Annotated in this window: 12 protein-coding genes and 1 riboswitch; of the genes, 11 read left to right on the top strand and 1 reads right to left on the bottom strand. The window is 38.1% G+C overall.

Annotated elements, in window-relative coordinates; genetic code table 11:
* Positions 1-82: 82 nt before the first annotated feature.
* Positions 83-364, bottom strand: a complete 282-nt coding sequence (locus BAQ49_RS22970) for a hypothetical protein (protein WP_071747185.1) — start codon at positions 362-364, stop codon at positions 83-85.
* A 265-nt stretch (positions 365-629) separates the two neighbouring features.
* Positions 630-731: riboswitch (purine riboswitch) on the top strand.
* Positions 732-841: 110 nt separating this feature from the next.
* On the opposite strand from BAQ49_RS22970, the gene purE reads away from it, so the two are divergent.
* The 11 genes from purE to purH all read left to right on the top strand — a co-directional run bounded on the left by purE (position 842) and on the right by purH (position 12,404).
* Positions 842-1,327 carry a 5-(carboxyamino)imidazole ribonucleotide mutase gene (gene purE / locus BAQ49_RS22975; protein WP_002010008.1) on the top strand — a complete coding sequence of 162 codons (486 nt, stop codon included), beginning with the start codon at positions 842-844 and terminating at the stop codon, positions 1,325-1,327.
* The gene (gene purK, locus BAQ49_RS22980) at positions 1,324-2,475 is read left to right on the top strand and encodes a 5-(carboxyamino)imidazole ribonucleotide synthase (protein WP_071747186.1); all 1,152 of its coding nucleotides are present in this window, start codon (positions 1,324-1,326) and stop codon (positions 2,473-2,475) included. The genes purE and purK overlap by 4 nt, the downstream gene beginning before the upstream one ends.
* Positions 2,472-3,779: an adenylosuccinate lyase gene (purB, locus tag BAQ49_RS22985; protein ID WP_071747187.1), complete on the top strand. Its 1,308-nt coding sequence runs from the start codon at positions 2,472-2,474 to the stop codon at positions 3,777-3,779. The genes purK and purB overlap by 4 nt, the downstream gene beginning before the upstream one ends.
* Positions 3,780-3,867: 88 nt before the next feature.
* Positions 3,868-4,587, top strand: coding sequence for a phosphoribosylaminoimidazolesuccinocarboxamide synthase (gene purC / locus BAQ49_RS22990; RefSeq protein ID WP_071747188.1), 720 nt, complete (start codon positions 3,868-3,870; stop codon positions 4,585-4,587).
* On the top strand, positions 4,580-4,834 hold the full coding sequence (gene purS, locus BAQ49_RS22995) for a phosphoribosylformylglycinamidine synthase subunit PurS (RefSeq protein ID WP_000278821.1): 255 nt from the start codon (positions 4,580-4,582) through the stop codon (positions 4,832-4,834). Before purC ends, purS begins: the two co-directional genes overlap by 8 nt.
* Positions 4,831-5,514, top strand: a complete 684-nt coding sequence (purQ, locus tag BAQ49_RS23000; protein ID WP_071747189.1) for a phosphoribosylformylglycinamidine synthase subunit PurQ — start codon at positions 4,831-4,833, stop codon at positions 5,512-5,514. The genes purS and purQ overlap by 4 nt, the downstream gene beginning before the upstream one ends.
* Positions 5,498-7,717 carry a phosphoribosylformylglycinamidine synthase II gene (gene purL / locus BAQ49_RS23005; RefSeq protein WP_071747190.1) on the top strand — a complete coding sequence of 740 codons (2,220 nt, stop codon included), beginning with the start codon at positions 5,498-5,500 and terminating at the stop codon, positions 7,715-7,717. The genes purQ and purL overlap by 17 nt, the downstream gene beginning before the upstream one ends.
* Positions 7,702-9,117: an amidophosphoribosyltransferase gene (purF, locus tag BAQ49_RS23010; RefSeq protein ID WP_071747191.1), complete on the top strand. Its 1,416-nt coding sequence runs from the start codon at positions 7,702-7,704 to the stop codon at positions 9,115-9,117. The genes purL and purF overlap by 16 nt, the downstream gene beginning before the upstream one ends.
* Before the next feature lie 102 nt (positions 9,118-9,219).
* Complete coding sequence (gene purM / locus BAQ49_RS23015; protein WP_071747192.1) at positions 9,220-10,260, top strand: phosphoribosylformylglycinamidine cyclo-ligase; 1,041 nt, start codon at positions 9,220-9,222, stop codon at positions 10,258-10,260.
* A complete protein-coding gene (gene purN / locus BAQ49_RS23020) occupies positions 10,257-10,844 on the top strand; it encodes a phosphoribosylglycinamide formyltransferase (protein ID WP_071747193.1) in 588 nt (195 codons plus the stop codon). The genes purM and purN overlap by 4 nt, the downstream gene beginning before the upstream one ends.
* A 24-nt stretch (positions 10,845-10,868) precedes the next feature.
* Positions 10,869-12,404, top strand: a complete 1,536-nt coding sequence (purH, locus tag BAQ49_RS23025; RefSeq protein ID WP_071747194.1) for a bifunctional phosphoribosylaminoimidazolecarboxamide formyltransferase/IMP cyclohydrolase — start codon at positions 10,869-10,871, stop codon at positions 12,402-12,404.
* The last annotated feature ends 16 nt before the right edge of the window (positions 12,405-12,420 follow it).

Raw genomic sequence — 12,420 nt, forward strand, 5'->3', positions numbered from 1 at the left:
TTGGGACCTTGTCCCTGTGAGAGTAGGACGTCGCCAAGCAAAAACCTAAGTCGTTTCGACTTAGGTTTTTTTGTGTTTATTTTTATTTACCAAATGTTAAAATCCATAAATTGAATAACGCTAAAGAAGAAAAAAGAATGAAAATAAGGCTATTCAAAGTAATAGCAATGATTTTTGGTTTTCCAGGTTTTCCGAGTACTCCTAAAATAACCCCTATGATAGGACACATTATTTCTAGCGCAAGTATATATTTAAAATAATGAGAGTAGAAAAAATGGGATGATATAAATAAGTATTCAATCATTACAGCAATTACTGCGATAGAGAAAAATAAATAGGATAATAGCATAGTTATTTTTTTCAAGATTATTCCCCCTTAGAAATTAATTCGCTACAATAATAAGTTCACAAGAGTGTATATACTTTGATTAAAACATACTAAAGTACTATATAAACAGCTATACGTAAAATAGATCTCTAGAAATATATATTCTAATTCCCTTTCCTTCTTGCATATAGTTGCAATTCTCCTTTTGAATATAACTAAAACACGAACGTTATCAGAGACTAATAAAAAAACATTCGATTATTTGTTGACATTGTTTATGGAATATTGTTAATATAGCCATAGAAACAATAATATAAGACCTCATATAATCGCGGGGATATGGCCTGCAAGTCTCTACCTAACGACCGTTATTCGTTAGACTATGAGGGAAAGTCACTCGGTATTTTTCTATTCACAAGGGATACGTATGCCTGAGTAGAGCGCTTTCTCTCATAGTAAAAGAGAAACTGTTCTATTTCAGGCTTTTTTTATTTGAATCGGGGGGATTCTAATATGAAATCACTAGTTGGAGTCATAATGGGAAGCACGTCAGACTGGGAAACAATGAAATATGCTTGTGACATTTTAGATGAATTAAATATACCGTATGAGAAAAAAGTTGTATCGGCTCATCGGACTCCGGATTATATGTTTGAATATGCAGAGACAGCTCGTGAACGTGGATTAAAAGTTATTATTGCTGGAGCTGGCGGGGCAGCACATTTACCAGGAATGGTTGCAGCGAAGACGAATCTTCCTGTAATCGGAGTTCCAGTTCAATCAAAAGCGTTAAACGGCTTAGATTCATTATTATCCATCGTCCAAATGCCAGGAGGGGTTCCAGTTGCAACTGTTGCAATTGGTAAGGCTGGTTCAACAAATGCTGGATTACTTGCTGCACAAATACTTGGATCATTTCATGATGACATACATGATGCATTAGAACTGAGACGAGAAGCTATTGAGAAAACTGTGCGTGAAGGTAGTGAGCTAGTATGACGAGAATCATTTTACCTGGAAAAACAATCGGTATTATTGGAGGCGGCCAGCTAGGAAGAATGATGGCATTGGCAGCTAAGGAGATGGGATATAAAATTGCTGTTTTAGATCCTACAAAGAATTCACCATGTGCACAAGTTGCTGATATTGAAATTGTTGCACCATATGACGATTTAAAAGCAATTCAGCATTTAGCAGAGATCAGTGATGTTGTCACATATGAATTTGAGAATATTGATTATAGATGTTTGCAATGGTTGGAAAAACATGCTTACTTACCACAAGGTAGTCAGTTGTTAAGTAAAACGCAAAATCGTTTTACAGAAAAGAATGCAATTGAAAAAGCGGGATTACCAGTAGCAACGTATAGATTGGTTCAAACTCAAGAGCAGCTTACTGAAGCAATCGCCGATTTATCATATCCTTCCGTCTTAAAAACAACGACAGGTGGATATGATGGGAAAGGGCAAGTTGTTTTAAGAAGTGAAGCTGACGTTGATAAAGCGCGAAAGCTTGCGAATGCAGCGGAGTGCATTTTAGAAAAATGGGTGCCTTTTGAAAAAGAAGTATCAGTTATTGTAATTCGAAGTGTAAGTGGTGAAACGAAAGTATTTCCGGTAGCGGAAAATATTCATGTAAATAACATTTTGCATGAATCTATCGTTCCAGCTCGCATTACAGAGGAACTTTCTCAAAAAGCAATTGCTTATGCAAAAGTGCTCGCAGATGAACTAGAACTTGTGGGAACACTAGCGGTAGAGATGTTTGCTACAGCTGACGGTGAGATTTACATTAATGAATTAGCACCAAGACCTCACAATTCAGGACACTATACACAGGATGCATGTGAAACGAGTCAATTTGGTCAACATATTCGAGCAATCTGTAATTTACCTCTTGGAGAAACAAATTTGTTAAAACCAGTTGTCATGGTAAACATTTTAGGCGAACATATAGAAGGGGTCCTAGGACAAGTGAATAGATTAACCGGGTGCTATTTACACTTGTATGGAAAAGAAGAAGCAAAAGCGCAGCGAAAAATGGGGCATGTTAATATTTTAAATGATAATATTGAAGTCGCTCTAGAAAAAGCAAAGAGTTTGCATATTTGGGACCATCAAGAACAACTGTTGGAGGGAAAAAGATGATTAATCGTTATACACGCCCTGAAATGGGTGCAATTTGGACGGAAGAAAACAAATTTAAGGCATGGTTAGAAGTTGAGATTTTAGCTTGTGAAGCATGGGCTGAGCTTGGCGATATTCCAAAAGAAGATGTTAAAAAAATTCGTGAGCATGCATCATTTGATATTGATCGTATTTATGAAATTGAAAAAGAGACACGTCATGACGTAGTGGCATTCACTCGTGCTGTATCAGAAACACCAGCATTAGGCGAGGAACGTAAATGGGTTCATTACGGTTTAACATCTACAGACGTTGTAGATACAGCGCTATCTTACATCTTAAAACAAGCGAATGAAATCATATTAAAAGACTTAGAAAACTTTGTAAGCATTTTAGCTAACAAAGCAAAAGAGCATAAATACACGATCATGATGGGAAGAACACACGGTGTTCATGCAGAACCAACAACATTTGGTTTAAAGCTTGGTCTTTGGTATGAAGAAATGAAACGTAACGTAGAGCGTTTTAAGCAAGCTGCTGATACAGTTCGCGTTGGTAAATTATCTGGTGCGGTTGGTACATATGCAAATATCGATCCATTCGTAGAAAAGTATGTTTGTGAAAACTTAGGATTAGAAGCAGCACCAATTTCAACACAAACACTGCAACGTGATCGCCATGCTCATTACATGTCAACACTTGCACTAATTGCAACATCTATCGAAAAGATGGCAGTTGAGATTCGTGGTTTACAGAAGAGTGAAACACGTGAAGTTGAAGAGGCTTTTGCAAAAGGCCAAAAAGGTTCTTCTGCAATGCCACATAAACGTAATCCAATTGGATCTGAAAATATGACTGGTTTAGCTCGTGTTATCCGCGGTTATATGATGACAGCTTACGAGAATGTTCCATTATGGCATGAGCGCGATATCTCTCACTCTTCTGCAGAACGTGTAATTTTACCAGATGCTACAATTGCGTTAAATTACATGTTAAATCGCTTTGGTAATATCGTTAAAAACTTAACTGTATACCCAGAGAATATGAAACGCAATATGACAAGAACATACGGATTAATTTACTCTCAGCGCGTAATGCTTACACTAATCGACAAAGGTATGGTACGTGAAGAAGCTTATGATATCGTACAGCCTAAAGCGATGGAAGCTTGGGAAACACAAGTACAATTTAAAGAGCTTGTAGAAGGCGATGAGCGTATTACGAGCAAGTTAACGCAAGAAGAAATTAATGAATGCTTCAACTATGAGCATCACATGCAACATGTTGATACAATCTTTGAACGCCTTGGATTAAACGAAGCGTAAAATTTCATATGGCACAGAATAGAGTCATTCTGTGCCATTCTTTATAAAAATATTATTCACATTTTTCAAACTACAGGGGGCTTGCGAAATGCAAAAGCTAGAATTGCTGTATGAAGGTAAGGCAAAAAGAATTTATCGTACAGAATCAGCAGATATGGTTTGGGTAGAGTATAAAGATAGTGCGACTGCTTTCAATGGGGAGAAAAAAGAGACGATTACAGGAAAAGGTCGTTTGAACAATGAGATTACAACTTTATTGTTCAGAAAGTTACAAGAAGTAGGAATTAAAACACATTTTGTTGAGAAGTTATCTGAAACAGAGCAACTTGTTAAAAAAGTGAGTATTATTCCTCTAGAAGTTGTCACAAGAAATGTAATTGCAGGAAGTCTTTCAAAACGATTAGGAATGGAAGAGGGAACTGTACTTGCAGAACCAATCGTAGAATTTTACTTCAAAGATGATGATTTAGGAGATCCGCTTGTAACGGAAGATCATATTCGTGTATTAAACGTTGCATCGCCAGAGCAAGTAAGCGTATTACGAGATATGGCTCTACAAATCAATCAAGTATTGATTGAGCATTTCGCAAGCTGTCGTGTAAGATTAGTAGATTTCAAATTAGAGTTTGGTGTAACAGATGAGGGAGAAATTATTTTAGCGGATGAAATTTCACCAGATACTTGCCGTTTATGGGATGAAGCGAGCAATGAAAAGTTTGATAAAGACGTATTCCGTCGTGATCTTGGGAATTTAACAGAAGCATATGAAGAAATTTTAAAACGTTTAGGGGGAATTTCACATGTATAAAGTTAAGGTATATGTAACGTTAAGAGAAAGTGTATTAGATCCACAAGGAACAGCAGTAAAAGGGGCACTTCATAGTCTTTCATTTACAGAAGTACAAGACGTTCGAATCGGAAAGTACATGGAACTAACAATTGATAAATCAGTATCTGACCTTGACGCAAAGGTAAAAGAAATGTGTGAAAAACTATTAACAAACGTTGTAATGGAAGACTTCCGTTATGAAGTTGAGGAGGTTGTCGCACAGTGAAATTTGCCGTAATAGTATTTCCGGGTTCGAACTGTGATGTCGATATGTTCCATGCAATTAAAGATGAGCTTGGTGAAGAAGTAGATTACGTTTGGCACGATAGAGAGAATTTAGATGAATATGATGCAATTTTACTACCTGGTGGATTCTCTTACGGTGACTATTTACGTTGTGGTGCTATTTCTCGCTTTGCTAACGCAATGAAAGCAGTGCAAAAAGCTGCTGAGCAAGGAAAACCAATTTTAGGGGTGTGTAATGGATTCCAGATTCTTGTTGAATCAGGATTACTACCAGGAGCACTAATGAGAAATGAAAACTTAAAATTTATGTGTCGCACTGTTCAGTTACGTGTTGAAAATAACGAAACGATGTTTACATCACAATATGAAAAAGATGAAGTAATCAATATTCCAATTGCACATGGTGAAGGGAATTACTATTGTGATGAAGCGACTCTTAAACAATTAGAAGAGAATAATCAAATCGCATTCCGTTATGTAGAAAATCCGAATGGTAGCGTTTCAGATATTGCTGGTATTGTAAATGAAAAGGGAAATGTACTTGGTATGATGCCACACCCAGAGCGTGCTGTAGATGTATTGCTTGGTGGTGCTGAAGGGTTAAAAGTCTTTCAATCTATCTTAAAACAGTGGAGGGAAACATATGTCGTTAATGCTTGAACCAAATCCAACACAAATTAAAGAAGAGCGCATATATGCGGAAATGGGGCTAACAGACGAAGAGTTTGCCATGGTTGAAAAGATTTTAGGCCGTCTGCCAAATTATACAGAAACAGGATTATTCTCTGTTATGTGGTCTGAACATTGTAGTTATAAAAATTCGAAGCCAGTACTTCGTAAATTCCCAACGACGGGTGAGCGCGTTCTGCAAGGACCTGGAGAAGGTGCTGGAATTGTAGACATCGGTGATAATCAAGCGGTTGTATTTAAAATGGAAAGCCATAACCACCCTTCTGCAATTGAGCCATATCAAGGAGCAGCAACAGGCGTTGGCGGTATTATTCGTGATGTATTCTCTATGGGAGCACGTCCGGTAGCTCTATTAAACTCACTTCGCTTCGGTGAATTACAATCACCACGTGTGAAATATTTATTCGAAGAAGTAGTAGCAGGAATTGCAGGATACGGTAACTGCATTGGTATTCCTACTGTTGGTGGCGAAGTACAATTTGATCCATGTTATGAAGGAAATCCACTTGTAAATGCAATGTGCGTAGGTTTAATTAACCATGAAGATATTAAAAAAGGGCAAGCGCACGGTGCTGGTAATACAGTAATGTACGTAGGAGCATCAACTGGTCGTGATGGTATTCACGGTGCAACATTCGCATCTGAAGAGCTATCTGAAAGCTCAGAAGCGAAACGTCCGGCAGTTCAAGTAGGAGATCCATTTATGGAGAAACTTCTTATTGAAGCGTGTTTAGAACTTATTCAGTCTGATGCACTTGTTGGAATTCAAGATATGGGCGCAGCTGGTTTAACATCATCTTCTGCAGAAATGGCAAGTAAAGCAGGAATGGGTATTGAAATGTACTTAGATGATGTACCACAGCGTGAAACGGGAATGACACCATATGAAATGATGCTATCTGAATCACAAGAGCGTATGTTAATTGTTATAAAAAAAGGTAGAGAGCAAGAAATAGTAGATTTATTTGAGAAGTATGGTCTTGCAGCAGTTACGATGGGGAAAGTAACGGAGGACAAAATGCTTCGTTTATTCCATAAAGGTGAAATGGTAGCTGAAGTTCCAGCAGATGCTCTTGCAGAAGAAGCACCAATTTATCATAAACCATCAAAAGAAGCAGCATACTTTGCTGAATTCCAGCAGATGAAAATGGAAACACCGAAAGTAGATAATTATAAAGAAACGTTATTCGCTTTATTACAGCAACCGACGATTGCAAGTAAAGAGTGGGTATATGATCAATATGATTATCAAGTACGCACAAGCACAGTTGTTACACCAGGTTCAGATGCAGCGGTTGTACGTGTACGCGGTACAGAAAAAGGATTAGCAATGACGACAGATTGTAACTCTCGCTACATTTATTTAGATCCAGAAGTGGGCGGTAAAATTGCAGTAGCAGAGGCAGCACGTAATATCGTATGTTCTGGTGGAGAGCCACTTGCAATTACAGATTGCTTAAACTTTGGTAACCCAGAAAAACCAGAGATATTCTGGCAAATTGAGAAATCAGTAGACGGTATGAGTGAAGCTTGTCGCACATTACAAACGCCAGTTATCGGCGGAAACGTATCGATGTATAACGAGCGTAGTGGTGAAGCGGTATATCCAACACCGACTGTTGGTATGGTTGGTCTTGTACATGATTTAAAACACGTAACAACACAAGAATTTAAGCAAGCTGGCGATTTAGTTTACGTAATCGGAGAGACGAAAGCTGAGTTTGGTGGAAGTGAATTACAGAAAATGGTCCACGGCAAAATTTTCGGTCAATCACCAAGCATCGATCTAGATGTAGAATTAAAACGCCAAAAACAAGTACTAGAAGCGATTCAAGCTGGCCTTGTTCAATCTGCACATGATGTTGCAGAAGGTGGTTTAGCAGTTGCAATTACTGAAAGTGCAATTGGTGCAAAAGGTTTAGGTGCTACTGTGAAATTAGATGGAGAAGCAACAGCAGCATTATTTGCAGAATCACAATCTCGCTTCGTTATAACTGTAAAACGTGAAAATAAGGAAGCATTCGAGAAAGCGGTAGAAGCAATTCAAGTTGGCGAAGTGACAAATACAAATGAAGTAACAATTCATAATGAAGAAAATGAAGTATTACTTACAGCAAATGTAGATGAAATGAGAAAGGCTTGGAAAGGGGCAATCCCATGCTTGCTGAAATAAAGGGGTTAAATGAAGAATGTGGCGTTTTCGGAATTTGGGGGCATGAAAATGCAGCACAAGTTTCGTACTACGGATTGCATAGTTTACAGCACCGTGGACAAGAAGGCGCAGGCATCGTTGTAAATAATGGTGAGAAAATCGTCGGTCACAAGGGGTTAGGTTTAATATCAGAAGTGTTTTCAAGAGGTGAGCTAGAAGGCTTAAACGGAAAATCAGCAATTGGACACGTACGGTATGCGACAGCTGGTGGAAGTGAAGTTGCTAACGTTCAACCATTATTATTCCGTTTTTCTGATCATAGTATGGCATTAGCTCATAACGGAAATTTAATTAACGCAAAGATGCTTCGTCGTGAGTTAGAGGCAGAGGGAAGTATTTTCCAAACAAGTTCAGATACAGAAGTACTTTTACATCTCATTAAACGTAGTACGAAAGATTCTTTAATTGAAAGTGTAAAAGAGGCCCTAAATAAAGTGAAAGGTGCGTTTGCATATCTTTTACTAACTGGAAATGAAATGATCGTTGCGCTAGATCCGAATGGATTCCGTCCTCTTTCAATTGGAAAGATGGGGGATGCTTATGTTGTAGCATCAGAAACATGTGCTTTCGATGTAGTAGGTGCAACATACATTCGTGATGTAGAACCAGGTGAATTACTGATCATCAATGATGAAGGAATTCACGTAGATCGTTTTACAAATGAAGTAGATCATGCAATTTGTAGTATGGAGTATATTTACTTTGCACGTCCGGATTCTAATATTGCAGGTATTAACGTTCATGCAGCACGTAAAAACATGGGGAAACGCTTAGCGGCAGAAGCTCCTATTGAAGCTGATGTTGTTACTGGTGTACCAGACTCTAGTATTTCAGCTGCGATCGGCTATGCGGAGGCAACAGGCATTCCGTATGAGTTAGGATTAATTAAAAATCGTTACGTTGGACGTACATTTATTCAACCTTCTCAAGAACTGCGCGAGCAAGGGGTAAAGATGAAGCTTTCTGCAGTAAGAGGTGTAGTTGAAGGGAAACGAGTTGTCATGATTGATGACTCTATCGTAAGGGGAACGACAAGTAAACGAATTGTTCGTATGCTTCGTGAGGCTGGAGCGACAGAAGTTCATGTAAGAATCGCTTCACCACCTCTTAAGTATCCATGTTTCTATGGCATTGATATTCAAACGAGAAAAGAATTAATTGCAGCAAATAATACAGTAGAAGAAATCCGTGAAATAATCGGAGCAGATTCTTTAACATTTTTAAGCGAAGATGGATTAGTAGATGCAATTGGACGTCCGTATGAAGGGAAATATGGCGGCCTATGTATGGCTTACTTCAATGGAGACTATCCAACAGCTCTTTATGATTATGAGCAAGAGCTTTTAGAAAGTATGAAATAAGAAAGTGGAAAAGCTTCTACTTCTTTTGATGTAGAAGCTAGCTTCTTTCTTAAAACGGCCGCCCTGGATGGGGAGAAATTAAAAGACGAGGTGTAAATAACGATGGCGAATGCATATAAGCAAGCAGGAGTAGATATTGAAGCTGGATATGAAGCGGTATCTCGCATGAAAAAACACGTACAAACAACAATGAGAAAAGAAGTACTAGGCGGTTTAGGCGGTTTTGGAGGTATGTTTGATCTATCAAAATTTGCATTAGAAGAACCTGTATTAGTATCTGGAACAGATGGCGTGGGAACGAAATTGATGCTCGCTTTTATGGCAGATAAACATGACACAATTGGTATTGATGCAGTAGCAATGTGTGTAAATGATATTGTTGTCCAAGGAGCAGAACCGCTTTTCTTCCTTGATTATATTGCTTGTGGTAAAGCTGAACCTAGTAAAATTGAAAACATCGTCAAAGGTATATCAGAGGGCTGTCGCCAAGCTGGTTGTGCATTAATTGGTGGAGAAACAGCTGAAATGCCAGGAATGTATTCTACGGAAGAGTACGATTTAGCTGGTTTTACAGTTGGAATTGTTGATAAAAAGAAAATTGTAACAGGTGAGAAAATTGAAGCTGGTCACGTATTAATTGGATTAGCATCTAGCGGTATTCATAGTAATGGTTACTCTTTAGTACGAAAAGTGTTACTAGAAGATGGAGAACTATCTTTAGATCGCATTTACGGACGCTTAGAGCTACCTCTTGGTGAAGAATTATTAAAACCAACGAAAATTTATGTCAAACCTATTTTAGAACTATTGAAGAAACATGAAGTATACGGTATGGCGCATATTACAGGTGGCGGATTCATTGAAAATATTCCACGTATGTTGCCAGAGGGAATTGGTGCTGAAATTGAGCTAGGAGCTTGGGAAATTCAGCCGATCTTCAGTTTGCTTCAAGAAGTTGGAAAACTGGAAGAGAAAGAAATGTTCAATATTTTTAACATGGGTATTGGTATGGTAGTAGCGGTGAAGGAAGAAGATGCAAAAGATATTGTTCGTCTTCTTGAAGAGCAAGGAGAAACAGCTCGTATTATTGGACGCACTGTACAAGGTGCTGGCGTTACTTTTAACGGGAGCACAGAACTATGAGTAGATTAGCAGTCTTTGCTTCTGGAAGCGGATCGAACTTCCAATCTCTTATTAACGCGTTAGAAGAAAAAAGATTGGATGCAGATATTAGTTTATTAGTATGTGATAAACCAGAAGCACGTGCTGTTGGACGGGCACATTATCATCATATCCCGTGTTTTGCCTTTTCAGCGAAAGCATATGAGTCAAAAGAAGCATTTGAAAAAGAGATATTAAAGAAGCTAGAAGAGTATGAAATTGATTATGTTATTTTAGCTGGATATATGCGTTTAATTGGGTCGACTTTACTGGGAGCGTATGGTGGGAAGATTATTAATATTCATCCATCACTATTACCGAGTTTTCCGGGTAAAGATGCTGTTGGTCAAGCGTTAGAAGCGGGTGTGAAAGTAACTGGAGTAACGATTCATTATGTAGATGCAGGTATGGATACAGGTCCGATTATTGCGCAAGAAGCAGTAGTTGTTTCTGAAGGGGATACGAGAGAAAGCTTACAAAAGAAAATTCAACAAGTTGAACATAAATTATACGTAAATACAGTGAATCAAATTGTTCAGTCTGTGAAAGAAACAACTGTTAACTAACATACAACCAGGGGTGAAGGATAAATGAAAAAGCGTGCATTAGTAAGTGTTTCAGATAAAACAGGAGTAGTAGAATTTGTTAAAGGTTTACTTGAACAAGGGATCGAAGTTATCTCAACAGGTGGTACGAAAAAATTACTAGAAGAAAACGGCTTACAAGTAATTGGTATTTCTGAAGTAACTGGTTTCCCAGAAATTATGGATGGTCGCGTAAAAACATTACATCCAAACATTCATGGTGGTCTATTAGCAGTTCGCGATAATGAAACGCATGTAGCGCAAATGAATGAATTAGGCATTCAACCAATTGACTTTGTTGTTGTTAACTTATACCCATTTAAAGAAACAGTCGCTAAGCCTGATGTAACATTTGCTGATGCAATTGAAAATATTGATATCGGTGGCCCGACAATGATTCGCTCTGCTGCGAAAAATCATAAATTTGTATCGGTAATTGTAGATCCAGTAGATTATGATGTTGTATTAGCGGAACTGAAAGAGAACGGCGAAGTAAAAGAAGAGACGAAACGTAAATTAGCAGCGAAAGTATTCCGTCATACAGCGGCATATGATGCGTTAATCTCTAACTACTTAACAGAGCAAATGGGTGAAGATAGTCCAGAAACATTAACGGTGACATTTGAGAAAAAACAAGATTTACGCTATGGAGAAAATCCACATCAAAAAGCAACATTCTATAAAGCGCCATTCGCTGCAACTTCTTCTGTTGCATACGCAGAACAATTACACGGTAAAGAATTATCCTATAACAATATTAACGATGCAGACGCAGCGCTTAGCATCGTAAAAGAATTTACAGAACCAGCAGTAGTAGCGGTAAAACATATGAATCCATGTGGTGTTGGAGTAGGAACTGATATTCATGAAGCATACACACGTGCTTATGAGGCAGATCCAGTATCAATTTTTGGCGGTATTATTGCAGCTAATCGTGAAATTGATAAAGCTACAGCTGAAAAGTTACATGAAATTTTCTTAGAAATTGTTATCGCACCTTCGTTCTCGCAAGAAGCTTTAGAAGTGTTGCAAAGTAAGAAGAACTTACGCTTACTAACTGTAAATATTGAAAAAGCGACAAGTGCAAGCAAAAAACTAACTTCTGTACAAGGTGGACTTCTTATTCAAGAGGAAGATACGTTATCATTAGATGAGGACGCAATTTCAATTCCAACGAAACGTGAACCATCAGAGCAAGAATGGAAAGATTTAAAACTAGCTTGGAAAGTTGTAAAACATGTGAAATCAAATGCAATTGTTTTAGCGAATGATAACATGACAGTTGGTGTAGGTGCGGGACAGATGAACCGTGTAGGTTCTGCAAAAATCGCAATTACACAAGCTGGCGAAAAAGCACAAGGTAGCGCACTTGCATCTGATGCTTTCTTCCCAATGCCAGATACAGTAGAAGAAGCAGCAAAAGCTGGTATTACAGCAATTATCCAACCAGGTGGATCAATTCGTGATGAGGATTCTATTAAAGTGGCAGATATGTATGGGATTGCTATGGTGTTCACTGGCGTACGTCATTTCAAACACTAATAGAGGATGTTTAAAA

The sequence above is a fragment of the Bacillus proteolyticus genome (genome assembly GCF_001884065.1).
In the GTDB taxonomy this organism is placed as follows: domain Bacteria; phylum Bacillota; class Bacilli; order Bacillales; family Bacillaceae_G; genus Bacillus_A; species Bacillus_A proteolyticus.

What these genes read in the sequence shown, in the direction of transcription:
- purE (WP_002010008.1), top strand. Translation starts at nt 842, where the DNA reads ATGAAATCACTAGTTGGAGTCATAATGGGAAGCACGTCAGACTGGGAA.
- purK (WP_071747186.1), top strand. Translation starts at nt 1,324, where the DNA reads ATGACGAGAATCATTTTACCTGGAAAAACAATCGGTATTATTGGAGGC.
- purB (WP_071747187.1), top strand. Translation starts at nt 2,472, where the DNA reads ATGATTAATCGTTATACACGCCCTGAAATGGGTGCAATTTGGACGGAA.
- purC (WP_071747188.1), top strand. Translation starts at nt 3,868, where the DNA reads ATGCAAAAGCTAGAATTGCTGTATGAAGGTAAGGCAAAAAGAATTTAT.
- purS (WP_000278821.1), top strand. Translation starts at nt 4,580, where the DNA reads ATGTATAAAGTTAAGGTATATGTAACGTTAAGAGAAAGTGTATTAGAT.
- purL (WP_071747190.1), top strand. Translation starts at nt 5,498, where the DNA reads ATGTCGTTAATGCTTGAACCAAATCCAACACAAATTAAAGAAGAGCGC.
- purF (WP_071747191.1), top strand. Translation starts at nt 7,702, where the DNA reads ATGCTTGCTGAAATAAAGGGGTTAAATGAAGAATGTGGCGTTTTCGGA.
- purM (WP_071747192.1), top strand. Translation starts at nt 9,220, where the DNA reads ATGGCGAATGCATATAAGCAAGCAGGAGTAGATATTGAAGCTGGATAT.
- purN (WP_071747193.1), top strand. Translation starts at nt 10,257, where the DNA reads ATGAGTAGATTAGCAGTCTTTGCTTCTGGAAGCGGATCGAACTTCCAA.
- purH (WP_071747194.1), top strand. Translation starts at nt 10,869, where the DNA reads ATGAAAAAGCGTGCATTAGTAAGTGTTTCAGATAAAACAGGAGTAGTA.